This is a genomic window from Pseudomonas sp. PA-7-1E (assembly GCF_021605325.1).
Classification (GTDB): Bacteria; Pseudomonadota; Gammaproteobacteria; order Pseudomonadales; family Pseudomonadaceae; genus Aquipseudomonas; species Aquipseudomonas fluorescens_BV.
In genome coordinates this window covers 1-21,274 of sequence record NZ_WKFA01000079.1, presented here as the reverse complement: position 1 = coordinate 21,274, position 21,274 = coordinate 1, and the positions used below count along the sequence as shown (strand labels likewise).

Sequence of the window (21,274 nt, the reverse complement as noted above, 5' to 3'; positions counted from 1 at the left end):
ACAATGCCAGAATGCCAATGATGGGCGGAAATAATGAGTCTCGCGGAACTGGGCTTAGGTATGATTTTGCCGCCTCACTTTTGAGGTTTAGTGTCACAACCGTATCGAATCCAATTTACTTTTTGCTTCCTGCTATGTTCGGAAAAATATCCGCATAAATTTAATTTTCAAGGAGCTTCTAAATGGCAAGGCAAGAAATAAATATCGGTGTTGCACCCACAGGTGCTGGCGGCGATACAACCCGCAGTGCTGCCGTTAAAATTAACGCCATGACCCAAGAGCTTTACTCTCGTAATGGTCTGCTTGGCACTGCCTCAAATAAAAATGTAGGTATTGGGCCAGGCGAAATTCAAGATGTGAGTGCACCAGCAGCGATGGTCGGAAACTCTGCCTTTGCGGAAGTCGGCAGTCACTTCACAGCTTACGGGGACAACACAACAAACGTCCCTGCTGGCGGGCTTTATTGGGCTGGACTACGGGCTCAATTCCCATTTCAGAACGCCGCTGTGGACTTGGTGGGCCAAGTTCTTTCAACCGGCAGTATGAATCTTATGTTCCGAACTGTCGCGGGTAGCGGCCTGCCTGATGCTTGGAGAAAGATCTACCACGACGGGAATACCACGAGAGGCTCAGGCGGAGTTTTGTCGGCAGCATCGCCAATTGTGCGCATTGCAAATGTTGCTGATACCACCCGCCTTGACTTGCAGGAAACTACCTTCGAGGCGGCCGGCGGCTGGGGCGTTGCAAACGACCAGGCCCGGGGTGTAGCGGTTGAGCGGCTGGGTGTCGGCGAGTACCGCATCACCGGGTGCCTGGGGTTGGCGCTTGAAGGCTGGCGCACGCATGACCCTGTCTCGCCAGATGGCGGCCGGATGCTGGGTATCACTGAAAGCCACCAGGATGAAGATGGGGCCGTCACGGTGCGTCTATTCAAGCAGCGCTGGACGCTGAGTGATGACGGGGAAATGGTGTCAGGTCGTGGGGCGCCGATAGATGTACCGCTCAACAGCTGGATCGATGTGCGTCTTGAGATGCCTGCTATTGAGTACCCATCACCACCGCCGCCACTCCCAGCCACCACCGAAGAATGACAGCCCGCCAATGAGCGGGCTTTTTTACGTCTGGAGAAAATGCATGAACGCAACTGAGAAAGACCGGGACATTCTGGCGCGCACGCTATGGGGAGAAGCCCGTGGTGAAGGGCTGGATGGTCAGATTGCCGTGGCCTGGACCATCCGCAATCGCGTGTTCGATGGCAAGGCAAAATCCTGGTGGGGGGAGGGCTACGCCGGTGTGTGCCTGAAGCCGTGGCAGTTCAGCTGCTGGAATCAGAACGATCCGAACTACGCCTACCTGAGCGGCGCCAAGCAGATCCCGGCGTCTCAGTTCGCCCAGGCTCAGCGTGCGGCTGACCAGGTGATGTCCGGCACGGTACCGGATCCAACCGGCGGTGCCACGCACTACTACGCAACGACAATGCCGAAGGCTCCGGCCTGGGCGGCGAAGGCCAAGCAGACTTTGCGCCTGGGACATCACGTCTTCTTCAAGGATGTGCCGTGATGACGCCCGGGCAGATCCTTTGCGCGATCCTGCTGGCGCTGGCCATCGGGTTTGGTGGCGCATGGCAGATTCAAGACTGGCGCATGGGCGAAAGGCTGGCTGAGCAGGCCGGGCAGTTCGAGAAAGACCTGGCCGCGATCAGCAATTCGGCTGCCGCCCAGGCCCAAGCCGAGCAAGGCAAGCGCCTGGCCCTAGAGCAGCAGCTCGCCGGCCAGGACCAACAACACTCCAAGGAATTATTCGATGCCCAACGCAACCAGGCTCGCCTGCGTGACCAGCTTGCTACTGCTGATGTCCGGCTGTCAGTCATCCTTGCCGAGGATTCAGCCAGTAGCTGCAACGTGCCTACCGCCCCCGGCGGCGCCGGCGTGGTTCATGCAGCCCGTCGAGCCCAACTTGACCCAGCGCATGCTCAAAGAATTATCCGCATCACCGATGACGGGGATAACGCCATAATCGCCTTGCGTGCGTGCCAGGCCTATGTCCGCGCAATTGCACGATGAGTGCGTTGAGCTAATATTGCCGGGTGCGCTCTGACTTCGATCATTTTGGTAACTGAAGGGCACCATGGATAAGCGGCTTGCGGGGCTTTCAATACTGCTCACCCTTGGATGGGTCGTCACAGTGGCGTCTGTCATGTGGTATTTCTACGACAATTAACCTAAAGGTCGTATCACTTCTGGTCCCTTATTCCGCACGTTACCCACGGCCATGCTGACCTTGAACCATTCGAACACTTCGGACGGCTCGCCCTGGTGCAGAACCATTTGCTCGGCTCGCTCCTTGGGCGTGGCCGGGTCCAACCATTCCCGCGCCAAGTCTGGCGTCAACACTACGGGCCGCCGGTCGTGAATGTCCACCATGCCGCCGGCGCTGTCGGCGGTGATGATCACGAAGCCATCATGCTCGCCTGGGCCTTCATCAGCATCCGGTAGCTGGCCGATGGCGGCGCAGAATATCGGTGCACCATCCCGCCGGCGGATGAGGTAGGGCTGCTTCTTGGTCCCACCCTCATCCACCCACTCAAACCAGTTGTCGATAGGCGCGATCGCCCGGTGCGGCCAGATCGCGCGGAAGAACGGGCCGTGGGCTACCTTCTCCACGCGGGCATTGATCGGCGCTGCCCGGTCTTTTGCCCAGTGAGGTCGCCAGCCCCAGCGAACCGGATCGGCGTGGAGTAGGTCGCCCTGCAGGTGAAGCAGTGCAACCGCGGTTGTCGGTGCCACGTTGTACCGCTCAATCGGCTGATCGCCCACGGAGTTCGCCAGAGCATTGGGCATGCTCAGAGCTGCAACGAAGTCGTGGATTCCCCGGTACTGCGAAAGTCTCCCGCACATAAGCATCTCCGCTCGTCGGGCTCTCTGAACTGCCGCGCCCCGACGCTTTTCTCTAGAGTCTAGACAATGGGCGGGGAGTTTCGTTATGGCGGGATATATTCTGAAAATTAAAGAAATAGACGTCTCTGGTGCGCATCGCAAAAAATCCTCGTTTTTTTTGGCCGCGCCGGTGGAAAGGCTCGAGTTTCGTATACTTGTTGCCGATTACCTAAAGCGGAGACGCCTTATTAGCGATGGCGAGTGGCGAGAACTGATCGAGGAAGCAGTTGCGGCCTATGCCGACGAGTTAGGCTAATGGCTGCTTGTAAACGCTAAGCTCGAGCAGCAGGCGCTGGTTCTCCCTGAGCAGCTGGTCGCGTTGCCCGGTGACGATCTTCACGCTTTGCACTGAGGCAAACGAGTACTGTTGCTCAAGCGTGCTGATCTTTTCCTCAGCCGCTGCGAGCTTTTCCTCTGCCTCAGCCTTGCCTGTCATCAGCAAATCATTCATCTGCACCAGGCCGGCGATATTCGCCCGCGCTCGACGTAGCATGCGCTCAGTCTCCACCAACTCATCCACGAGGATTGCGCACTGGTGCTGGTACATCTCAAGGGGAGTGGGGCAACCGAGCCAATCATCTGTGTCCATGTCTACGTGCATAACGCGAATCTCAAATACTGTATGTGCGTACAGTAATCGAGGTTTGGACGTGGCGCGATTTGAGCCGACGAGCTGTATGGGCTTGCGACTATTCCGATTCCATCAGCACGGCGAGAGTCATTTTGATGAACTCTTCGTTGTGTCCGATTGTGAAGAGGGCGCCTCGCACGTTGTCTGCCACCTCGGCGGAGCCACGTTGCTCAACCCAATTTGACAGCTCCAGGATGGACGCCTCGAGGGCAAGTTGGTTTTCGTAGAGTTTTGAAAGCAGGGAAGGGATCAGGTCTGAGTTCGGCATCGTTGTTCCTCCGTGGAGCGAACAGCGTAGCAGGCAAATTATGGAGTTGGGAGATCGTTCAGCAGGACGCCGGAGGAGGGGTAAATCATTTCCGCAACCCAGTGCACGCCCCTTGATATATGCGGGCTGTAGGCTGGTTAAAAACTCTAAGTTGTGGAAACGATGCATGGCTAAGTTATTGATTTATATAATTAACTCGGCAGTCTTGAAAACCGGCGAACGTTAATAGCGTTCCCAGGGTTCGAATCCCTGGTTTCCCGCCAAGATTCACACAAAAGCCTCGCGAAAGCGGGGCTTTTGCGTTTCTGAGGTTTGAGAATGTTTCTTATGCTTTTGGCAGGAGTTCCGAAACTTTCGGGTAGGAGTTCCGAAACTTTGCCTATTTGGACGGTTTCGCGGTGGCGCCAATCCTTCTGTAAACCCGCTTTGTGATCTCCTGTTTGCTGTGTCCCAGCAGCAGGCTTGCATCCCCGATATCGATGATTTCCGACGCAGCCTTCGGCCGGATGTCGCGGAACTGAAACCCTCCAATCTTGGCCGCGAGCAGCGGGTCGCCTTGTTCGATGGCGTTCTGCTGGGCTTTTTCCCGAGCCTTGTCCCAGCGCAAGCGCAACATCCCCTTCGTCATTCGCTTTCCATTCCTGTTGATCAACAGGTACTTGGATGAATGACCGACATTCCTTTCGCCAATCTCCCTGACCAATCTCCCCAAGCTGTTTTCCCCGGCTTCCGTACGCATCAGGATTCGAAGCTTCTGGCCAGTCTTGCCCTGCGTTACCAGGAAGTAGTCACCCTCTGTATCGTCGCTGCGCATGATCAGCACGTCAGCAGGCCGCTGTCCGGTCAAATAGCCCAGGTCCATGGCTTCCTTCAGTTCTTGTTCGGCAACCGCGTAGACGGCATCCCAAACAGCCGCGTTGGCGTAGTAATCACGCGGCGCCTCCTTGTTCTTCCTGATGCCCTGGCAAGGGTTCTCCCGCTCCGTGAGGCCCCACTCCCTGGCCATGTTGAAAACGTGGGACAGGAGCGCGATCTCGCGGTTGGCACGAACCTTCGCTGAGCGGGCATCACGGTAACCGGCGATGTTGAACGGCGTAATTGAATCGATGGGCGCCTCATCAAACGTAGGACGAAGCTGTTTCAGTTCGGCCATGTTGTCCTTCTGGGTCCGCTCCCCCTTTTTTGGGATGACGTCGCGCACGTACCGGTCGAAGATGCCCTTCATCGTTGTGAGGTCGGCAGGTTTTTCTTTGGCCTCCAGTTCGGCCCACTTCAGCCGGGCTTTGCTCAGGTCTGTTCCAAGCGGAATCTCTTTACCCGCTGAGTCACGGTAGTAGTAGCCGATCCAGATCTTGCCATTCTTCCTTGGGCGCTTACGGCGCACCATTCCTGGTGGCAAGTCCCTGTTTTCCGTGTTCCGAGGGCGCATATCAGTTCACTCTGGAGAAGTCAGGCGTCCAAGCCGGTCGCGGCGGTGGCGGGTTTAGATCAGCAATTGTGGCGTTGACCATGCCCAGCTTCATGCGGGCGAACATCCGACCAACCAGTGGCCGGCCGCCGCGGCTCTCGACGTACACCCAGTTGCGATCCTTGAGCCATTTGCGCTGATCACATCGACGCTTGTAACCGGTAAGGTCGGCGAGCTCATCGTCCGACAGTATTTCAGCCTGCATATCTACCTCCCGCCGCCCACAGTGGGCCGCGCTTTCTTGATGATGTGGATGGCCAGGCCGAAGCTGATCAGTAGCCAGGCGCATGTGCCGGTGAAGGCGTAGAGCAGTGCCTCGGTGGTGCCCGTGGCGACAAGGGCGGGCCCGGCCCAGAAGAACCAGCCGATGGTTCCTACCAGGTACAGAAAAGCGCCCAGCAGTATCAGGGTGAGTTTCATAGCGAACATGGGGTGTCCTTGCCGCGCTAGGCGGCAGAAGGTGGGTGATTGTTTGTTGTCAGTCGGGATCGGGCGGAGATTATCTCGGCGCACTCACAAGGTTGCCTTCGGGGAGCTTGGCGGCCAGCGACTCGGCAACGATGCTTCGGATATCGGAGTTGAGGTATTCTGTAAACATGGTAAGAGTTCTAACGTGTATATGGGGTAAGATGGCATAAATATTTCGAGGCGAGTGTGTAATGGGGCGTGTGCTGGCGATAGTGGGAGTTGTTGTTACTGTAGGGTATTTGGTTTTTGTTTGGTGGTTAGTGGGGGGGCGAATTGATTCCCTGCAAACTATGAAGCTAAATGAGGTAGGGGATTTTTTAGCAGGTGCATTTGGCCCATTAGCAATTCTTTGGCTCGTATTGGGGTTTTTCCAGCAGGGCGTAGAGCTTCGGCAAGGTACCGAGGCGCTGAAGATGCAAGCAGAAGAACTGAGGGCATCGGTGCAGCAACAGTCGGCTATGGTTGATGTTTCGAAAGAGCAACTGCGTACTGCAATAGATGCGGCACAATATGAGAAGCAGCTCAACGAAAGAAACTGTGAGCCGCATACTGATTTCAAATTCAAGTATATGGTTACTAAAGGTCCTGTGGAAATTGCCACTTTCGCGCTGTCCAACATCGGCCCTAGATGCCGAGCGTTGAGTGTCATATTTTCTTCTTCTGAATCTGAACAGATAATTTTGACGTATCAGGAGGTTTTCGCAAGTAAAGAAATTGAAGTTGAGGTTTCTGAAAGACTGCTGAGTGTATCTGAAGTCAGAGAGGTTGCTCTTAGCTATACCAAAAATAACGGAACAGTGAGCCATGAGGTTTATGGTATTCGGAAAGTCCAGCCTAAATTTGGTAGTCTCTATGCGGAAGTTGTAAGACTCTAGAGTTAATCAGCAAGCTTTCATTAATGCCTCAATTATTCGCTGGCCAGCCAGCGGCGGTACCGCATTGCCAGTCATGTGCATGGTCAGGCGGTGGTGGTCCGGGCGCAGCGTGTCTTTCGGGAAAGACTGCGCTGCCATGGCCTCGTCGGCGGTGATCATGCGCATCCGGTCGCCGTCGACCACGGCCCATCGATCCAGGGTGGTGATCGTGCCGATTGGGCGGTCCAGGCTTCGGCCGGTGAGACCCGACCCAGAACCGTAGTAAGGCATTACAAACCGCTCACCGAAGCGTTCGCGGCCATTCTTCACGCGTATCAGCGTTGACTCTGCGCGTCCTGGCTTGATGATTGGCGACCACTTGCCGGCGCCGAAGTCGATAATTTGGCTCGCCGGAACGTGGGGATACTTCGGCAGTTGCAAATGCAGTGGTGCCTTACTTCGGGAGCAGACGACAAACAGCCGCTTGCGATGCTGTGGCACGCCGAGGTCCGCGCAATCTACAAGGTGAGGAGCCAGCGTGTAGCCCAGGCGCTGCAGTGCATCAGCCCACGCCGGATAGAGAACCCAGTCCATGAACTCTTTTACGTTTTCGATAACGGCAAAGTCTGGCCTATTTACCTCTGCGTTGGCCACCGGCGCCCAGGCTGTTGAGCGCGAGTTGTCGTGTTTAGGGTTGCCGGCTTTCTTGCCTCGCGCCGGGGTGTGGCCCTGGCAGCAGGGAGAGGCTAGCATCACGTCATGCTTTGGAACCTGCGACCAATCCGCTTGGTGCAAGTCTTGGCAAACGTGCTGCGTATCCGGGTTGTTCCTGGTGTGCCATTCAACGGCAGCAGGCCAATGGTTGGCGGCCCACAGGACTTTGAGGCCGGCGTCTTTCCCGCCCCGGGTCCATCCGCCGAAGCCGGAAAACAAGTCAATTGCTGTAAGCATGGGGAGTCCTTGCGGGCTGTGCCCGAGGTGTGGTGCTACGATGGCTCCTTCCTTTAAATGGGCTGGACCATGACAAAGCACGATATTTACGATGAGATCGAAGGCTTTCAGGTTTGGAACTACATGGAGTGCGACAAGGACGATGAGGGCCGGGAGACCTGGCGTATCAACGTCGAGGTGAGGCGCGGCAGTGAAGTTGTGGTGCCGGTTGTTGCGGGTGACCGAACCTATGTTGATCGTGGCCTGGCGCAGGTTGCTGGGCGTGAGGTCGGGGGCAGGCTGATGGCTGAGCGAGGACTATAGGTTTTCTGTGGGTATGGGGATATCTATAATGATTCGAATGAGTGCCTAGACAATCGCTGACAGGAGGTTTTGTGTTTGATCAAATTCTAAGAGCAAGGATTTTGGAGTTACTGAACTTATTCTCGGCGACAGGCGCCCTCAATCATCAAGGGCAAAAGGGAGGGTTTAGGGAGCAGTTCGTAAAAAGCCTACTTGGGTCGCTGCTGCCACATCAATACGGTATAGGTTCGGGAATTGTTGTTGACTATAAGGGCAATCAGAGCCCTCAAGTTGATCTTGTAATTTACGATCGCCGAAAAATGCCGCCGATTTTGGAGCGAGACGGACACGGGGTGTACCCGATTGATTCTGTGCTCAGAGTCCTTGAGGTTAAAAGCACAATTGACAAACCGTCGATTGACCAATTTTTGAGGCAGGTGTTGATTTTTGATCCTGGCAACCCTAAGGGACTAAAGATGGCTCCGTCAATCGGCTCGGTAAGCTGCTCACCAAAATACCCACTATGCGGTTTGTTTGGTTTCTCTTCGAAGCTCTCTGATCCGTTTAAATATGCAGAAGAAACTCAGAGTGATTCTAAAACCGGTATGATCTACTGCGATGGTTACGGAGTGCTTAATTTACGGAATGGTGATCGTGTAGATTTAAAAGAAAAAATTGATAATATCAAATATTTCTCATCAGTATTCTTGGCCTGCATTGAAGAAGAAGCACGCTCTAGAAGTGAGTTTTCCCCGATACACTGGATCAGGTTTTACAGTTAGCCACCGCATAAGCAATCTATGTCTTCCGCCAAATGAACGAAATCAGCAATTCAAGCCATGCTTGCCGCCGGCGTTGTCGCACCTGGTTGCTGATGCGCTTCACGGAGTTTGCGACCACCCTTCGATGTTGATTTTCTTGCCGTCTGCGCGCGCTTCCAGAACCTGGGCGCGATTGATCGCGGCTTTCCAGGTGAAGCACATGCCCAGGACCTTGCCGGTGGAGCGCTCGACGACGTGATAGGCGCCTTTACCCTTGTTGATCACCTGGTAGCGAATCTCTTGCACTGGCTGCTCCTTGCCGATCAAGGCGAACAGGGCGCTGGTGGCGATGGATGCTCGGACACGGAGGGCCGCAAGCCCTTCGGACCGTTGTTGAATGGATGGATGCATGCTCGACCCTCGATGTTGGTTTGCGTGTATTCGTCAGCACCCTGACCGCCTGGCGGGTGCCGGTGGGCCCAGGGGAGGGTGCTGACGGGTAAATGCGAGATGTAAAAAAGCCCGAGGATTCCCCGGGCTTTTTTGTTGGCATCACGAAGACCTCCCTACGTGACAGCCTCCCAGGCCCGCTACTGGCGACGGCCTGGGTTTGAATCATCAACGGTGTTTTTGAGCTTGGGGTGGCCTACCGATTGTTCGGCCAGTGCGCGGTGACACCGACGGCCCAGATGCCCGCTGCCTGTCAGGTGGTGTGGCGCAGCCTTCAGGCTTTCTGCGCTACCAGGGTGAAGCCGTTAATGCTGCATTGGTGCAAACCCTCCGTGCTGAGTTGTTCGGTCGGCCGGCACCGCCCGGCATGTATCTGGCTTGGTTGCCCGTACCGTGGGCATCCCCTGGATTCGACCGAGGAAAAAATGGGTAATGTTGGTTTCCGGCGCAAGGCCGGGTGCTCGTCCTATTGCCGCCGGAAGGGGCGGGGCGCATTGCTTGCCGGGTCACTCACTCAGTTTCGGCGTTTCACCATCGAGCAGCCGTACAAGGTTTTCCCTGTCGTTGGCAGGCTTTCGGGCCTGTCTGCTCGCCGGTCGCCGGTAGAGGCAATGCGGTCTGTTGTTTGTTGCGCTGGCTGTTAAAGAGCGGTGGGCGTCGTGTACTTGCTCAGAAGCACAAGCCGGCTTGCATTCATAAAAGCATGCTTGCGCATTGAATGCAAGCACGCTTGTGTTTATTTTGCTTACTGTATGCATATACAGCACTCTAGGGAGGTGGTTATGGCAAAGCAGAAGGGAAGCCCATCAAGCTCGGCACGGGCAGAAATGACGGGCATGGAACGGCTGGGTTTGAGGGTTTCATCAATGATCAATCACCCGGTCGCGCAGGCGCAGCGTTGGGTGACGATTCACCGCCTGGACACGGACGGGGATCGGGAGTGGGAAGAGGTGCTGGGCGTGATCGCCGAGATGGACGAGCTTGAGCTGACGCTCAATGACGACGGCAGCGTTACGGTGAGGTGGGAGCAGCAGGAAGTCGAGGTGGAGGGCAGGGGAGAGGTTGAGTTTGAGCAGCAAGAAGAGCCAGCACCTTTCTGATAGGCATGAAAAAGCCCGCGTTGAGCGGGCTTATCTTTAAATACTTTAGTGGCTGCGGTACTTTTTACCGAGGTCGCTGTATACGAGCTCTAGCGCATCGTCTGATTCAGAAAATGGCCAATGCTCCTTAAGCTCTGTTGGATTTTCATGAGCCAACAAGTAAGAAAGAATAGCAACTGGCTGTGACCAGAAAACATCGGACTCAATTCTAGACTTGATTCTATCGCTGATGTATTTTCGGTGATTTAGGAACTCATCGAGCGAGTAGAGTACGTCTTCTTTTAATAGGTCTGTAAGGTTTTCTAGCACAAGCATATTGAACTTTTGATCCTTGTATTTTTTATTTGAAGTATACGAATCATAAATCCCCGTTAGCTGCTCAAGCAGCTCTCCGCGAATTTTAGTTTCCGACTCCAATATGCTCATTGTCTCACAGAATAAGTGATCAGCGGTTTCTATAAGTGCTGCGCTGCTAGATACGAACCTAATAGCCCTGCTTGGCGCTCCCCATGAGCTTTTATAAATGCTGTCATGGACTACCTCCGCATAGGCATGTTGCATAAGAGTACGTATCTGTAACTCGCAACACGTTTCTTTTGGTATGTGAATGCCATCGATTACGGTTGCAAGTTTAGCACGAATTTCAAAGTGGTGGGATTGGTATCCGAATTTGTCAGGCGCGTTCTCATACTCTTTCGATGTATCACGCGACTTTTGTATTTCCCAATCGGTATAAGAGTTTAGTGATTTGCATAATTCATCTACATGAGGGCTTAGAAGGCAAACAGCACGAACCCCTACGAGGTCCGTCATGTCAATCATTGGGTTTTTGTATGACTTTCGAGAGAGCTTGCCGACAGCGGAATCAATCTCCTTCACTCTGCTTGTAAGTATCTGAAGGGTTACTCCCTGAGCCTTTGCTAGACTTTTAATTAGTTCAAGGACATGATTTCCCCAGCACCTAAGCTCCGGCTGAGCAATAGTTAATTTGTCCTTGAACTCTTCAGGAGTCATATTATTCTTGACCTTGCACTACGCCCTTGATACGTACGGGGGTGTAGCCGTCCACCTGAGGCTCGACCTTCACATATTCAGCGAAGTCTACTTCTGCAGGAACTTGAATTTTTATCCCGGTGCTGAAATCCACGCGACGAGGCCGCCGCAGTTTTGCCTTAATATACGCAAGATCTTTTATCATCGCCGTATCAGGCAGCCCTGCACTGGTCATCGCCTGAACATAGTCTTTTCGGACTTCTTTTGGTAGATATTCATCTGAGAACGTAGTTATCGACATTGTACCTTTGTTGCTACGCAGGTCTGATCGTAGGGCCTCAAGGAGTGCGCCTCGCTCTTCCGGACTTACGGGCAACGTGTTAATAAAGGTCTTGGTGCTCTCATAGAATTTTCTTGTTTGATATTTTGAAGATCCGACGATATTCATTCCCAGAAAAGCATTGTAAAAATACGCTGCGGCCGACTTGGTTTCGGTGCTTGTAAGTAAGTGGTCAAATAAGAAATATCTGTAGTTGTGCTGAAGAAAGAGGCCGTCCTTAGGCGCTTGATAGGATATCTCAACTATTAACCCGATCTTGTATAGCCTTTGGGTTTGGGATAGAAGCATTTTTTTAATAAGGGTCAGGCTAACCGATCCGTTTACTTCAACTATGTTAAAACCTTTATCCGTTTCTGCCTTTATGACTGCTATATATGGGTTTTGATTTATTCCGACCTTGCCAGCCAAAACAATCAGTATTCCACCCGGCCATTTTGGGTTTGTCTGTGCGTCAGCAAGGTCCTCTGCGATTTTTTTTGATCGAGCGACGAAGTCTACGTCATTTGCTCGGATCATCGCGGCGGCTTTCTGCATGAACGAGTTTGCGTCTGTTTTCTCTACGTTAATTTCGATGCCATGAGAAGCGCTCCCCAGCGCTTCGGTCACTCGAACCTGTACAAGATCACGCGAATCGACATCTAATGTAATCAAATCATCAGATAGTTGGGGGGGGACTAAAACCCCTTCTTTCGTTCGGGGGTTAATCGTATGCGCTACCATTCTCTCAATTGAAAGAGCTTCAAACTCGAACTTGCTCATAATGTCCCTATAGTTTCTGTTGGCTAATATATTGTTTTAATTATTTGTTGTGTAATTTATAGCTTCGAATATGCAATAGGAAAAATGTTCTGGTTATAGTGGGCTCCCATTCCATACATAAAGCACACGAGCCAAGATATGGGTGTCGTCCACACGAATCTCTTCAATGTCGTGATGCTTGTTGTCCGAGATCATCTTGAAGCGGTCCTTGCCTTTCTTCTGCAGGCGCTTCACGTACAGCATTTCGTCGTGGGAAAAGAGGTAGATGCCGTCCCCGGTGAACTCCCGGATCGTGATGTCCACGAGCAGGGGGTCGCGATCCTTGATCGTCGGGGCCATCGACTGACCCCACCCGGTGATCATCTTGAGGTGGAAGTGCTCTTTGAAGGTGACACCCAGGTCGCGCAAATGTTTGGGGCTGACCCTGATGTCCTGGAGCATTTCCGGATATTCGTGCGGGATCTGCCCGCCGCCCATCGCAGCGCGCACGTCGTAGTGGGCAATCCATACTTCGTCACCGACTTGGCCCGGCCTGGTGAAGTCGACTTTCACTACATTGGTCAACTTCGACTCAAGCGCCACTTCTTCTACCACTTCGGCGATTCGCGCTCTCGCCTCTTCCGATAAGCCCCGGCCGTGCTTCGCGAGCATCTGCTTGACCAGGTCCGCCGACGAATAATTTCCAGGTTTTGGAGCGTCCGCGGCCTTCCGGCTTGGTGGCTCACCTTTGCCTGAGAGCAGCCAATCTACCGTAGTGTCATAGCCTTCAGCGATCGCTACCAGGTTTTCGTTCTTTATGTTGCCGGTATCACCGGCAAACCACTGGCGAACAGCTTCGTAGCTGACCCCGCAGGTGGTCGCTATATCCCTTTTGAATCCTCGCGGCCCGATCTCAGGCTTTCGCGCCAGGACAAGTTTCGCAATCCGATCAGTAATTTTCATGCAAGCAATCTACAAGTTAGCTTGGCAAGCATGCTTGCTTAGTAAACACAAGCATGCTTGAATTGCCGTATACCCAAAGGAGTCAGCCATGAACCGTGCCGACGCAATTAACCATTTCAAAGGGATCGCCCCCCTCGCCAAAGCGCTCGGCATCACATACGAGGCAGTCCGGCAGTGGGGCGAAGAGATCCCTGAGCTACGTCAGTACCAGCTTGAACTTGTAACCGACGGCCAATTGAAGGCCGACAAAAAGAAAACCGCTGCATAAGGCGTCCTTGTCATTGATCTGTTGAGCGAATGATCGCCGGACCTGGCGGCCGCTACCACGGAAACAAATTTGAGGTTTTACGAATGGAAGATTTCTTGAGGGCTTGCCACGCCACCATCAAGGAAAGCGGGGCAGAGGAACTGGCTGGGAAGATGTGCCTCGCGCACGTGAGTTTGCTGCAGCGCTCGAACCCGGATAACTCGGCGCACCACCTGACGATTGAACATCTGTTCGGCGTCTTGCTGCACACCGGCGACATGCGGCCACTGATGGCCCTCGCCGACAAGTTTGGCTACGACCTCGTTGCCCGTGAGAAGCCTGCAGCCAAGCCATTGATGGTTGCCCTGGGCCATCTGTCCGCCGAGTGCGGTGACGTTGGTCGCTTGATCTTCGACGCGGCCGCTGACAACCACATCAGCCAGCACGAGAAAGCACAGGGCGAGAAAGCAATTCAGGAAGCAATCGACGCGCTGCACATTCTGCGCGAGTCGCTGAAGGCCGCCTGAATCGCAGGCATAAAAAAACCGCCTGGCAGGGCGGTTCAGTACAACATTTAACTGGGTCAATCATGATCAATCAAGACAGAACAGTCAACACCCCCAGGCCCATCGCAACACCACCAGCCCATCTTAAATATGTGTCGCGACACCTCATTCCAACCCCTGCGGTCAATCAAATCATCAAAGGGAACTCGCTGTGAGCGTCCAAGCAATGTCATGGGCGCTTTCTTTGCCCGTCCAGTCACTTAAAGATTCCAGCGCTCGGCACGTACTGCTGTGCTTGGCCAACTACGCCGGCTCAAATGGTGCTGGCGCGTTCCCTTCTGCAAAAACCCTTACCGATGACACCGGTCTTTCCGAGCGAACAGTCCGTATCAAGCTCGACCTGCTGGAAGAGTGCGGCTTGATCGTTCGCGGAAATCAGGCATTGGCTGCGGTGTACATCGACCGTCATGACCGCCGCCCGGTTGTGTATGACCTAATGATCAAGCGGGGTGCAGCACCTGCACCCCGTCCAGATGTAACGGGGTGCAGCCTTGGTCAGAACGGGGTGCAGCCTGCGACAGAACGGGGTGCAGCCACTGCACCCAATACATCATCTAACCATCAATTAACCGAAGAGCAGCAGCAGCGCGAGCTTGCGGAATTGATTGCCGAGCAAGATCGCCAGGCCCTGGAATCGCAAGATGATCGCCAGCGCTTCGCCATGTTCGCCGACTTCGTTCCGCCCGAAGACGCGCTGCAGACTCAACTGAAAATCGCGGGCCTGCCAGTCGACTCGATGACCGACGAACTGCTGGTCGGCTTCAAAGGTTTCTTCGTCGCCAAAACATCCGTACTCGATACCGCTGCTGGCTGGTGTTTCAAGTTGGTCGGCTGGATCAAGCGCGAGCGAGCCCAGGCCGCCGGATCCGCCTCGGTGGAAGAGGGCCCTGCCGGTGGCGACTGGGCATCGAAAGGGGTACGGCTATGAACCGAGCCAACAAACCTGTCATGGCAAGCCAGTTGGTTGCTCGCCGTCAATGCGATCCAACCTACCAGGGTCCTGACCAGGCTCATGCCGTTGTTCCTGTCGACCCCTCCACCCAAGCTGTCATCGACGACCTGTTCCTTCGGTTGCGTGGGGCATGCGGCGCTTGGCGACAGTCCTGGCCCACCGAGGCTGTCATGAACGCCTCTAAGCTTGAGTGGCTCGGCGAGTTCATGCGCTCGGGCATCAGCCGTATGGAGCAGATCGACCACGGCATGCGGGTAGTGAGTGCGAGCAAGTCAGCTTTTGTGCCGGCCCCTGGCGTTTTTGTCAGTTGGTGCTTTGCTCCTGAAGGCTTGGGCCTTCCGAGCGTCGAGACTGCTTACGCTCAGGCACTCCGCAATTGCCACCCCGCCATGCGCAACTGTTCGAAGTGGTATCACCCGGCCGTATACCACGCAACGGCGGCCGCCGGCTTCCACAGCCTGCCGCTGCTCTCCCGTGAGCTTGGCCTGGCGAGCTTCGAAAAGCAGTATCTAAACCAATGCCGTCGAATCTGGCAGGGCGAGAGTCTTGAGCCCGTTCCGGTTGCCGAGCTTGCTGCACCGAAACCAAAAATCACCCCCGATGTAGGCAATAGGGCCTTGGCCGAACTGCGCGCATGCCGCGCCGGAGGTTCCCGTGGTTGATCGACTCCTGGCAACGCCCGACCCTCACTTGTACCCATACGCGGTCTTTTGCTGCTCGTTCAAGTTCGATCTGGGCGACACCCCGGACCATGCCCTGGCGCTGTTCGCTGACCGCAACATGGCTGCTCGATACGGCTGCGGGATGTGGCCTGAGACGTATCAAGTGATTGATTTGCGTACTTCCCAGAGGGTTGCCCCATGACCCGCCAGACCAAGCTGACCAAGGCCGCGCGCGGTCGAGATTGCCAGGTCCGTCTGCCGGGCTGCCCAGGTGATACCGAAACCGTGGTGTTGGCCCATTACCGCCTGGCAGGGATTTGCGGAACGGGCATGAAGCCACCAGACCTGATCGGGGCCTGGGCCTGCGAGTACTGCGACAGCCTGAGTGATGGTCGCACCAACCGAAACACCCTGGGCATGAGTTACGACGAGATCCGCCTCTATCACGCCGAGGCCGTCTTGCGGACTCAGGCCATTTTGATCAAAGAAGGAAAGGTGAGCGCTTGAGCACCCAAATCAAAACCCTGACGGTGAAGCTGTCGGATCCCGAGATTGCCCGCAATGCCAAGCTTGAGCATGTGCGCGACCTGCGGGATGCCAGCCACCCCGCGCTGCACTTCCGTTTCGCCAAGAATCGCACGCGCGGCTCCTGGTACCTGCTCAACAAGCGCAAATGGCATCGCATCGGCGGCTTTCCCGAGTTGAATACCAAGCAGGTGATCGCCGCACTGCCGGCGGTGCGCCTGCGGGTCGCTGCCGACGGTGCGGCCAGTGTTTCGGGCTGGGTGACTGTGGGCGAGCTGCTCGATTGGTTCGGTGATCGCATGGCCAAGTCGCGTGCGCTCTCCGACAAGCGTCGGGCTGCGGGCAAGTCGGCCATTAGTTGCCAACTCAAGCCGCGCCTTGACGATCTGCTGCTGCGCGACGTGAGCGCCCAGACCCTCGACAAGCTGCTGATGTGGCCAGCCCAGGCCGAACTATCGCTGTCCTACGTGCAGCAGCTGTATCGCCTGCTCGCGGTGGCGTTCCGTCAGGCCCGCAAGCTGGACCTGATCCCGATCAACCCGATGGCGGAAATGAAGTTCGTCAACTTCACCACGGCGCGGATCCTGCCCAAGCCGGCGCGGCTGCGTGACGTGCAGTTGCAGGACCTGGTGAGCCTGCTGGCCGGGCGCTTCGACAGTGCACCGAGTGACGCCATGCTGGCCTTGATGATGCTGTGCCACGGCACCCGGATCGGTGAGACCCGCCAGTCCCGTTGGGCCGACATCGCGCTGCCAGAGCGTGAGTGGTTCATACCCGCAGAACACACCAAAACCAAAACGGAGTTGCGGGTACCACTGACCGACCAAGTTTGCTCGCTCCTACAGAGATACCGTGGCCTACAGGCTGCCCAAGGGTATGAAGGCGCCTTCCTGTTCCCGTCGCGCCGAGGCAAGCCGCTGAGCGACCACCAGGCGAGCACGGTATTCACACGGCTAGGGCAGGGCGCCTGGACCAGTCACGACCTGCGCAAGGTGGCCCGTACCGCTTGGACTGACCTCGGCGTCGACGGGCATATCGGCGAGATGCTGCTCAACCACTCCCTGGGCAAGATCGCCTCCACCTACATTAACACCCAGGCCACGGAGCAACGCCGCCTGGCCCTGGTGAAGTGGCACAACTGGTTAGATCAGCGTGGCTTCCAGGCGATCCACATGCAGACAGGCGTTAGATATGAAGATTCGCAAAACATCGTAGACGCCTTGAACGGCGGGGCCTGCGAGCCAGAACCACAATTTGTTAAGGGCGAGGTTTTAAAACGTGCAGAAACGACAGGGGCCTGGCTTTAAGCGGGAGCGGATTGAGCTTGAACCCTGCTCGATCTGCAAGGGTAAGGCGGTAGTGGCAGGGGTGTTTTACGAGCTGGTTTGCACGGATTGCAACGGCTCAGGTTGGGTTGTTCAGGGGACCAAGTTGGTGCTTTCTGTCGATGAGTTGGTCACCCAATTGAGTTTCAAATTGCAGCAGGTACAGCGCGAAGTCTTGGCGTTGAAGGCTGCTTCAACACCGATAGGGCCACAGAGCCAATACGAGCAACCAAACCGTCTGGGAGCAGGCGGAACAAATTACACAGGGGATTGAGAGCATGATGATTCGTAAGCCGGCTGGCCGGCCATTAGGGGACACCGAGTATCTGCTTGAACAGTGGGGGTGGTGGAGAATGGACGGTATGGGCGTACCCGGTTACACGTCACCGACTTTGGCGCTGATGCGGCAGGCGGTATCACAGGTGTCAGCTAGTAAGAATTACTGCATAACTGATGAGTGGGCCGTAGCTATCGATAATGCTGTGGCTAGGCTCACTCATCGTGATCAACAGATGGGAGACGTGCTTTGGCTGTACTACGGCGAAAAGTGGCCAATGTTGCGGGTGGGGAAGTATTTCGGACTCAGTGAAGGGAAGGCGCGTGAGTTGGCGAGAGCTGGGGCTGCTTGGGTGGATTGTGCTGTAAGTGATATGAGGGCGGTCGCTTGACCAGTACTATTCTTATGTGTCGCCGGCAGAGAGCAGCCTGAGGCGGACGCTCAATCCTGGCTGTCCTCGAATAGAGGCAGATTTGTAGACGAGCAGCTTCCGCATCAGAAGTGAACACTAAGCCCTAGACCATGAAATTTTTGTGCATTTTAATATGTTGTATCCTGCTCTAGGCAGGCAGCGAATAGGATGCCATCATGATATGAAATGACCTCATGGCTGATTTTTTTCGCGGCGCCAAAATAGTGAAGAGGGATGCGATGTGCTAATGGAGTTTAATAAAATATTAGAGCAGTATCGTATAGGTGACTACGCTGGCTTGATTGGTCTGCTGATATCTTTAATTGGTTTTTATTTCACAATAAAAACCGCTCTTAATTCTAAGGCGGCCTCCGAACAGGCGACGGCAGCGGTCGAGAGTATGAGGGGAGATATGCGCAAAAGCGAAACGGTAGCAGACTTCGCTACTGCACTCGCTATCATGGAGGAAATCAAACGGATGCACCGTTCTGATAACTTGAGTTTTCTGCCGGATAGGTATGGCAGCTTAAAAAAATTCTTAGTTTCAATTCGAACCTCTAACTCTTTGCTAACTGCGGAAGATCAAATAGTTATGCAAAGTGCCATAGCTAAATTTTCCTCAATGGAAAGGTTGATAGAGGCCGCTATTCGAAACTCAAAGCCAATTGAACATGCCAAAATGAACAGCCAGATGTCCAAGCATTATGATTTAATTCAAACCTTGCTGGTGCGAATCAAGAATGAAATTGGAAGAGGTGTTACAGATGAGTAACTCGAAAATTGTCCGTCTGATACAGGGTATTGTTAGGCAGACTAATGCAGGGAAGATCGACTGGGAAGTTACCGAAACTGAAGATGTATTTCAAGCTTCATTCCCTAATTACTCGATCAGGCTATCCTATGATGAGTCAAATTTGGGGACGGACTACTGGCTTACCATAATGAATGGTGAAGGCGTAGTTATTGAAAGCGTATCGGATGTCCAAATTAAGACGGAGCTAGAGGGTTCCTATAAAATAATGGAAGGCCTTTATAGTGACGCTCGTCGAGTTGCTCTTGGGGTTGATAAAGCTTTGGATGATCTATTGAGTATGTTTGATAGAGGGTTTTGATGGGCTTCGGCGTTGAAGGGCGGCTGCCGTCTATTTGTATTGGCTGAGTTTATTGTATTTGATGTGAGCAGTAAAAGTACGGTGGTAAGTCTATTGCTTAACAATAGGACTGACTTAATCACGGAGAAATACACATGGACGTCTATGTCAAAGCAGTGCTGATTGTCTCGATTGCGGTCGTTTTTTTGATACTTCGATCCAGGGCGAAAGGGAATAAGCCAGGAGAGAGGACGGAAGCGCGTGACTGCCAGGGTAGGGAGCTAGAGCAGACCTTGCCCCAGTCACGTAAAGTCGTTCGGCTGAGCCTGACTGAACTTCAGAAGGTCGCGCTCACTTCGGCCAGCTTGGGCTACACAATTTATGCTGAGGGTCGATTCCAGCCAGGGCCAACTGCAGAAATAGAAATATACTCAACTAGGACTGTGGACTCACTTGTCAAAAGAGGATTTCTTGAGTCAGACGTCTCAGGTGGCTACGTCATTACACGGACGGGGCTCGATGGGTTAAGGGCAAGTTACGGTTATTGAAATTAAAGCTTTTCCGCACGGAATAGATTTGTTTTTATAGCAGCGTGTATTGCTGTGAACGCAGCGAGACGCCTTCAAAACCCGGCCACTGAGCCGGGTTTTTTGTTCCTATTTTCAAGCCCTGCCATTGAGCGGGGCTTTTTTGTTTTCGGCCCCACGCCTGTCTCCTTGCCTAAAGCGGACGCCAGCGACCTGGAGGCCGACCTATTTGAGGACTCAAGATGAACTCCGAGCATCAGGCATTGACCGAAGTACCTTTGTGGTTGTTGGTTCTGCTGAGCCTCGCCGGTTTGTCTGGAGAAATGCTGCGGGCATCGGGGAGCGATCTTGGCCTTCGTCAGATCCTTCAGCGAGTAGCGTTGCGGTTTCTCGCTTCTGGCCTTCTGGGTATGGCGACGCTGCTGCTCGCAATGGCCCTTTGGAATAATCTTTACTTGGCCGCCGGTCTGGGCATTGTAATCGCCGTCATAGGCGCAGACGTTGCAGGTGGCCTGTATACGCAATTCTTAGCACGCAAGGCGGGCGTTAGCGACCCTCCTTCAGGCCGCATTAGTAGCGGCCAGTAGATCAACAAAGCGGGGTAGGGATCATGTTCAAGGTCGACATGTCGCTGGACGCGTTCCCTGTTTCTGCGGGCATGCGGGAGCTAGAGAAAAAGCACATCCCATTTGTGATGGCTCGCACCGCGACCTTACTGGCCCAGCGGGTCAAGAAGGGCACAATCACGGTGATGCAGAAGCGTCTGGACCGGCCCACCCCGACCACGCTGAATAGCCTTTTCGTAAAGATGGCCACGAAGACGCGAGCCGCCGAGGTCTACTTCAAAGACTCATGGGCGTCAGGCATTCCTGCCGACACCTACCTACAGCAGGCGGTGAGCGGTGGTCTGCGGCCTCACAAGCGTTTCGAAAAGTCGTTGATTGCGCGCGGAATCATGCGCAGCGGCCAATACGCAGTGCCCACCACGGCATTCATGAACCAATACGGCAACGTATCTCGCGGCACGATGCTGAAGATCCTATCAGGCCTGGGTGCTGCTGAGTCGACGCGGGGCTATCAGGCAAACGCTAGTGCCAGTTCCAGGAGTCGACGCAAGGGCAATGCCCATCGCTTCTTCTCGGGTGATGTCGACGGCACTCAGGGTGTGTGGGAGCGCAAGTCTATGGGCATGGGTGACGCGGTGCGGCCGGTGTTCATCTTCGCGGATTCGGCGCCCCGATATCGCACCATTTTCCCCTTCTTCAAGATCGGGCAGAACATCGTCAACGCGAACTATCAGGATGACGCAGCGGCCGCCTGGGCTGAAGCAATGGCTTCGGCTCGTTGATGGGCGTAGTCGCCGGAAAATCAGAAAAAGGTCAAAAAAGTGGCCTTTTCCTCAGTTTATCGGCTTTTTCGCTTGACAGGTCAGCCCGGAGGAAAAACCGAAGGTACTCCCGGACCCCCACCCCACAAGGGGGTAATTC

Annotated in this window: 32 protein-coding genes; 21 read left to right on the top strand and 11 right to left on the bottom strand. The window is 54.6% G+C overall.

What is annotated here, in order from left to right; all coding sequences use genetic code 11:
- The first annotated feature begins 182 nt into the window (after positions 1-182).
- Genes GIW79_RS27560 through GIW79_RS27550 form a run of 3 tightly spaced genes read left to right on the top strand, consistent with a single transcriptional unit; the run spans position 183 to position 2,063 of the window.
- Positions 183-1,091, top strand: a complete 909-nt coding sequence (locus tag GIW79_RS27560; RefSeq protein ID WP_236477452.1) for a phage tail fiber protein — start codon at positions 183-185, stop codon at positions 1,089-1,091.
- Between the two features lie 43 nt (positions 1,092-1,134).
- Entirely contained in the window at positions 1,135-1,560 is a 426-nt protein-coding gene (locus tag GIW79_RS27555; RefSeq protein ID WP_236455419.1) for a cell wall hydrolase, read from the top strand.
- Positions 1,560-2,063: a lysis system i-spanin subunit Rz gene (locus GIW79_RS27550; protein WP_236477451.1), complete on the top strand. Its 504-nt coding sequence runs from the start codon at positions 1,560-1,562 to the stop codon at positions 2,061-2,063. Before GIW79_RS27555 ends, GIW79_RS27550 begins: the two co-directional genes overlap by 1 nt.
- Positions 2,064-2,216: 153 nt before the next feature.
- On the opposite strand, the gene GIW79_RS27545 is transcribed toward GIW79_RS27550, so the two are convergent.
- The gene (locus tag GIW79_RS27545; protein ID WP_236455422.1) at positions 2,217-2,897 is read right to left on the bottom strand and encodes an SOS response-associated peptidase family protein; all 681 of its coding nucleotides are present in this window, start codon (positions 2,895-2,897) and stop codon (positions 2,217-2,219) included.
- Between the two features lie 85 nt (positions 2,898-2,982).
- Here GIW79_RS27545 and GIW79_RS27540 point away from each other — a divergent pair, with 85 nt between their 5' ends.
- Complete coding sequence (locus GIW79_RS27540; protein WP_236455424.1) at positions 2,983-3,192, top strand: hypothetical protein; 210 nt, start codon at positions 2,983-2,985, stop codon at positions 3,190-3,192.
- Here GIW79_RS27540 and GIW79_RS27535 read toward each other — a convergent pair.
- The 5 genes from GIW79_RS27535 to GIW79_RS27515 all read right to left on the bottom strand — a co-directional run bounded on the left by GIW79_RS27535 (position 3,184) and on the right by GIW79_RS27515 (position 5,732).
- Entirely contained in the window at positions 3,184-3,537 is a 354-nt protein-coding gene (locus GIW79_RS27535; protein WP_236455426.1) for a hypothetical protein, read from the bottom strand. The genes GIW79_RS27540 and GIW79_RS27535 overlap by 9 nt on opposite strands.
- A gap of 88 nt (positions 3,538-3,625) precedes the next feature.
- Positions 3,626-3,835 carry a hypothetical protein gene (locus GIW79_RS27530; protein WP_019816802.1) on the bottom strand — a complete coding sequence of 70 codons (210 nt, stop codon included), beginning with the start codon at positions 3,833-3,835 and terminating at the stop codon, positions 3,626-3,628.
- A 379-nt stretch (positions 3,836-4,214) separates the two neighbouring features.
- Entirely contained in the window at positions 4,215-5,264 is a 1,050-nt protein-coding gene (locus GIW79_RS27525; RefSeq protein WP_236455428.1) for a tyrosine-type recombinase/integrase, read from the bottom strand.
- A gap of 1 nt (position 5,265) precedes the next feature.
- Positions 5,266-5,508, bottom strand: a complete 243-nt coding sequence (locus GIW79_RS27520) for a DUF4224 domain-containing protein (RefSeq protein WP_236455430.1) — start codon at positions 5,506-5,508, stop codon at positions 5,266-5,268.
- A gap of 2 nt (positions 5,509-5,510) precedes the next feature.
- Entirely contained in the window at positions 5,511-5,732 is a 222-nt protein-coding gene (locus GIW79_RS27515) for a hypothetical protein (RefSeq protein ID WP_236455433.1), read from the bottom strand.
- 230 nt (positions 5,733-5,962) lie between these two features.
- Here GIW79_RS27515 and GIW79_RS27510 point away from each other — a divergent pair, with 230 nt between their 5' ends.
- Positions 5,963-6,646, top strand: coding sequence for a hypothetical protein (locus GIW79_RS27510; protein ID WP_236455434.1), 684 nt, complete (start codon positions 5,963-5,965; stop codon positions 6,644-6,646).
- A 6-nt stretch (positions 6,647-6,652) separates the two neighbouring features.
- Here GIW79_RS27510 and GIW79_RS27505 read toward each other — a convergent pair whose 3' ends face one another.
- On the bottom strand, positions 6,653-7,576 hold the full coding sequence (locus GIW79_RS27505; protein ID WP_236455436.1) for a DNA cytosine methyltransferase: 924 nt from the start codon (positions 7,574-7,576) through the stop codon (positions 6,653-6,655).
- A gap of 69 nt (positions 7,577-7,645) precedes the next feature.
- Here GIW79_RS27505 and GIW79_RS27500 point away from each other — a divergent pair, with 69 nt between their 5' ends.
- Entirely contained in the window at positions 7,646-7,879 is a 234-nt protein-coding gene (locus GIW79_RS27500) for a hypothetical protein (protein ID WP_236455438.1), read from the top strand.
- Between the two features lie 71 nt (positions 7,880-7,950).
- Positions 7,951-8,640 (top strand): DUF6602 domain-containing protein, encoded by a 690-nt coding sequence (locus GIW79_RS27495; RefSeq protein WP_236455447.1) that lies wholly within the window; start codon positions 7,951-7,953, stop codon positions 8,638-8,640.
- A gap of 99 nt (positions 8,641-8,739) precedes the next feature.
- Here the strand turns inward: GIW79_RS27495 and GIW79_RS27490 are convergent, their stop codons facing one another.
- Positions 8,740-9,030 carry a hypothetical protein gene (locus tag GIW79_RS27490; protein ID WP_236455450.1) on the bottom strand — a complete coding sequence of 97 codons (291 nt, stop codon included), beginning with the start codon at positions 9,028-9,030 and terminating at the stop codon, positions 8,740-8,742.
- Between the two features lie 821 nt (positions 9,031-9,851).
- Between GIW79_RS27490 and GIW79_RS27485 the strand changes: the two genes are divergently transcribed.
- Complete coding sequence (locus tag GIW79_RS27485; RefSeq protein ID WP_236455451.1) at positions 9,852-10,169, top strand: DUF1654 domain-containing protein; 318 nt, start codon at positions 9,852-9,854, stop codon at positions 10,167-10,169.
- Between the two features lie 45 nt (positions 10,170-10,214).
- Here the strand turns inward: GIW79_RS27485 and GIW79_RS27480 are convergent, their stop codons facing one another.
- From GIW79_RS27480 to GIW79_RS27470, 3 genes are all read right to left on the bottom strand, one after another.
- The gene (locus GIW79_RS27480) at positions 10,215-11,183 is read right to left on the bottom strand and encodes a GTP pyrophosphokinase (protein WP_236455453.1); all 969 of its coding nucleotides are present in this window, start codon (positions 11,181-11,183) and stop codon (positions 10,215-10,217) included.
- A 1-nt stretch (position 11,184) separates the two neighbouring features.
- On the bottom strand, positions 11,185-12,261 hold the full coding sequence (locus GIW79_RS27475) for a nucleoid-associated protein (RefSeq protein ID WP_236455455.1): 1,077 nt from the start codon (positions 12,259-12,261) through the stop codon (positions 11,185-11,187).
- Positions 12,262-12,354: 93 nt separating this feature from the next.
- Entirely contained in the window at positions 12,355-13,203 is an 849-nt protein-coding gene (locus GIW79_RS27470; RefSeq protein ID WP_236455457.1) for an XRE family transcriptional regulator, read from the bottom strand.
- Positions 13,204-13,291: 88 nt separating this feature from the next.
- Here GIW79_RS27470 and GIW79_RS27465 point away from each other — a divergent pair, with 88 nt between their 5' ends.
- The 13 genes from GIW79_RS27465 (at position 13,292) to GIW79_RS27400 (ending at position 21,135) form a co-directional block, all read left to right on the top strand.
- Entirely contained in the window at positions 13,292-13,471 is a 180-nt protein-coding gene (locus GIW79_RS27465; RefSeq protein WP_044275252.1) for a Cro/CI family transcriptional regulator, read from the top strand.
- 83 nt (positions 13,472-13,554) lie between these two features.
- Entirely contained in the window at positions 13,555-13,977 is a 423-nt protein-coding gene (locus GIW79_RS27460) for a phage regulatory CII family protein (protein ID WP_236455459.1), read from the top strand.
- 205 nt (positions 13,978-14,182) lie between these two features.
- Positions 14,183-14,944 carry a helix-turn-helix domain-containing protein gene (locus tag GIW79_RS27455; protein WP_236455487.1) on the top strand — a complete coding sequence of 254 codons (762 nt, stop codon included), beginning with the start codon at positions 14,183-14,185 and terminating at the stop codon, positions 14,942-14,944.
- Complete coding sequence (locus GIW79_RS27450) at positions 14,941-15,630, top strand: replication protein P (RefSeq protein WP_442968636.1); 690 nt, start codon at positions 14,941-14,943, stop codon at positions 15,628-15,630. Before GIW79_RS27455 ends, GIW79_RS27450 begins: the two co-directional genes overlap by 4 nt.
- Positions 15,623-15,832, top strand: a complete 210-nt coding sequence (locus GIW79_RS27445; RefSeq protein WP_236455461.1) for a hypothetical protein — start codon at positions 15,623-15,625, stop codon at positions 15,830-15,832. Before GIW79_RS27450 ends, GIW79_RS27445 begins: the two co-directional genes overlap by 8 nt.
- The gene (locus GIW79_RS27440; protein WP_236455470.1) at positions 15,829-16,137 is read left to right on the top strand and encodes a DUF1364 domain-containing protein; all 309 of its coding nucleotides are present in this window, start codon (positions 15,829-15,831) and stop codon (positions 16,135-16,137) included. Before GIW79_RS27445 ends, GIW79_RS27440 begins: the two co-directional genes overlap by 4 nt.
- The gene (locus GIW79_RS27435) at positions 16,134-17,462 is read left to right on the top strand and encodes a tyrosine-type recombinase/integrase (protein WP_236477450.1); all 1,329 of its coding nucleotides are present in this window, start codon (positions 16,134-16,136) and stop codon (positions 17,460-17,462) included. The genes GIW79_RS27440 and GIW79_RS27435 overlap by 4 nt, the downstream gene beginning before the upstream one ends.
- 296 nt (positions 17,463-17,758) lie before the next feature.
- Positions 17,759-18,148 (top strand): antiterminator Q family protein, encoded by a 390-nt coding sequence (locus tag GIW79_RS27425; protein WP_236423056.1) that lies wholly within the window; start codon positions 17,759-17,761, stop codon positions 18,146-18,148.
- 268 nt (positions 18,149-18,416) lie between these two features.
- Positions 18,417-18,941, top strand: coding sequence for a hypothetical protein (locus GIW79_RS27420; protein ID WP_236455476.1), 525 nt, complete (start codon positions 18,417-18,419; stop codon positions 18,939-18,941).
- Positions 18,934-19,281, top strand: a complete 348-nt coding sequence (locus GIW79_RS27415) for a hypothetical protein (RefSeq protein WP_236455477.1) — start codon at positions 18,934-18,936, stop codon at positions 19,279-19,281. The genes GIW79_RS27420 and GIW79_RS27415 overlap by 8 nt, the downstream gene beginning before the upstream one ends.
- A 134-nt stretch (positions 19,282-19,415) precedes the next feature.
- Positions 19,416-19,808: a hypothetical protein gene (locus GIW79_RS27410; RefSeq protein WP_236455479.1), complete on the top strand. Its 393-nt coding sequence runs from the start codon at positions 19,416-19,418 to the stop codon at positions 19,806-19,808.
- 221 nt (positions 19,809-20,029) lie between these two features.
- Positions 20,030-20,374 (top strand): phage holin family protein, encoded by a 345-nt coding sequence (locus GIW79_RS27405; RefSeq protein ID WP_236455481.1) that lies wholly within the window; start codon positions 20,030-20,032, stop codon positions 20,372-20,374.
- A gap of 23 nt (positions 20,375-20,397) precedes the next feature.
- Entirely contained in the window at positions 20,398-21,135 is a 738-nt protein-coding gene (locus GIW79_RS27400; protein ID WP_236455483.1) for a hypothetical protein, read from the top strand.
- The last annotated feature ends 139 nt before the right edge of the window (positions 21,136-21,274 follow it).

What these genes read in the sequence shown, in the direction of transcription:
- GIW79_RS27560 (WP_236477452.1), top strand. Translation starts at nt 183, where the DNA reads ATGGCAAGGCAAGAAATAAATATCGGTGTTGCACCCACAGGTGCTGGC.
- GIW79_RS27555 (WP_236455419.1), top strand. Translation starts at nt 1,135, where the DNA reads ATGAACGCAACTGAGAAAGACCGGGACATTCTGGCGCGCACGCTATGG.
- GIW79_RS27550 (WP_236477451.1), top strand. Translation starts at nt 1,560, where the DNA reads ATGACGCCCGGGCAGATCCTTTGCGCGATCCTGCTGGCGCTGGCCATC.
- GIW79_RS27545 (WP_236455422.1), bottom strand. Translation starts at nt 2,897, where the DNA reads ATGTGCGGGAGACTTTCGCAGTACCGGGGAATCCACGACTTCGTTGCA.
- GIW79_RS27540 (WP_236455424.1), top strand. Translation starts at nt 2,983, where the DNA reads ATGGCGGGATATATTCTGAAAATTAAAGAAATAGACGTCTCTGGTGCG.
- GIW79_RS27535 (WP_236455426.1), bottom strand. Translation starts at nt 3,537, where the DNA reads ATGCACGTAGACATGGACACAGATGATTGGCTCGGTTGCCCCACTCCC.
- GIW79_RS27530 (WP_019816802.1), bottom strand. Translation starts at nt 3,835, where the DNA reads ATGCCGAACTCAGACCTGATCCCTTCCCTGCTTTCAAAACTCTACGAA.
- GIW79_RS27525 (WP_236455428.1), bottom strand. Translation starts at nt 5,264, where the DNA reads ATGCGCCCTCGGAACACGGAAAACAGGGACTTGCCACCAGGAATGGTG.
- GIW79_RS27520 (WP_236455430.1), bottom strand. Translation starts at nt 5,508, where the DNA reads ATGCAGGCTGAAATACTGTCGGACGATGAGCTCGCCGACCTTACCGGT.
- GIW79_RS27515 (WP_236455433.1), bottom strand. Translation starts at nt 5,732, where the DNA reads ATGTTCGCTATGAAACTCACCCTGATACTGCTGGGCGCTTTTCTGTAC.
- GIW79_RS27510 (WP_236455434.1), top strand. Translation starts at nt 5,963, where the DNA reads ATGGGGCGTGTGCTGGCGATAGTGGGAGTTGTTGTTACTGTAGGGTAT.
- GIW79_RS27505 (WP_236455436.1), bottom strand. Translation starts at nt 7,576, where the DNA reads ATGCTTACAGCAATTGACTTGTTTTCCGGCTTCGGCGGATGGACCCGG.
- GIW79_RS27500 (WP_236455438.1), top strand. Translation starts at nt 7,646, where the DNA reads ATGACAAAGCACGATATTTACGATGAGATCGAAGGCTTTCAGGTTTGG.
- GIW79_RS27490 (WP_236455450.1), bottom strand. Translation starts at nt 9,030, where the DNA reads ATGCATCCATCCATTCAACAACGGTCCGAAGGGCTTGCGGCCCTCCGT.
- GIW79_RS27485 (WP_236455451.1), top strand. Translation starts at nt 9,852, where the DNA reads ATGGCAAAGCAGAAGGGAAGCCCATCAAGCTCGGCACGGGCAGAAATG.
- GIW79_RS27480 (WP_236455453.1), bottom strand. Translation starts at nt 11,183, where the DNA reads ATGACTCCTGAAGAGTTCAAGGACAAATTAACTATTGCTCAGCCGGAG.
- GIW79_RS27475 (WP_236455455.1), bottom strand. Translation starts at nt 12,261, where the DNA reads ATGAGCAAGTTCGAGTTTGAAGCTCTTTCAATTGAGAGAATGGTAGCG.
- GIW79_RS27470 (WP_236455457.1), bottom strand. Translation starts at nt 13,203, where the DNA reads ATGAAAATTACTGATCGGATTGCGAAACTTGTCCTGGCGCGAAAGCCT.
- GIW79_RS27465 (WP_044275252.1), top strand. Translation starts at nt 13,292, where the DNA reads ATGAACCGTGCCGACGCAATTAACCATTTCAAAGGGATCGCCCCCCTC.
- GIW79_RS27460 (WP_236455459.1), top strand. Translation starts at nt 13,555, where the DNA reads ATGGAAGATTTCTTGAGGGCTTGCCACGCCACCATCAAGGAAAGCGGG.
- GIW79_RS27455 (WP_236455487.1), top strand. Translation starts at nt 14,183, where the DNA reads ATGTCATGGGCGCTTTCTTTGCCCGTCCAGTCACTTAAAGATTCCAGC.
- GIW79_RS27450 (WP_442968636.1), top strand. Translation starts at nt 14,941, where the DNA reads ATGAACCGAGCCAACAAACCTGTCATGGCAAGCCAGTTGGTTGCTCGC.
- GIW79_RS27440 (WP_236455470.1), top strand. Translation starts at nt 15,829, where the DNA reads ATGACCCGCCAGACCAAGCTGACCAAGGCCGCGCGCGGTCGAGATTGC.
- GIW79_RS27425 (WP_236423056.1), top strand. Translation starts at nt 17,759, where the DNA reads ATGATGATTCGTAAGCCGGCTGGCCGGCCATTAGGGGACACCGAGTAT.
- GIW79_RS27420 (WP_236455476.1), top strand. Translation starts at nt 18,417, where the DNA reads ATGGAGTTTAATAAAATATTAGAGCAGTATCGTATAGGTGACTACGCT.
- GIW79_RS27415 (WP_236455477.1), top strand. Translation starts at nt 18,934, where the DNA reads ATGAGTAACTCGAAAATTGTCCGTCTGATACAGGGTATTGTTAGGCAG.
- GIW79_RS27410 (WP_236455479.1), top strand. Translation starts at nt 19,416, where the DNA reads ATGGACGTCTATGTCAAAGCAGTGCTGATTGTCTCGATTGCGGTCGTT.
- GIW79_RS27405 (WP_236455481.1), top strand. Translation starts at nt 20,030, where the DNA reads ATGAACTCCGAGCATCAGGCATTGACCGAAGTACCTTTGTGGTTGTTG.
- GIW79_RS27400 (WP_236455483.1), top strand. Translation starts at nt 20,398, where the DNA reads ATGTTCAAGGTCGACATGTCGCTGGACGCGTTCCCTGTTTCTGCGGGC.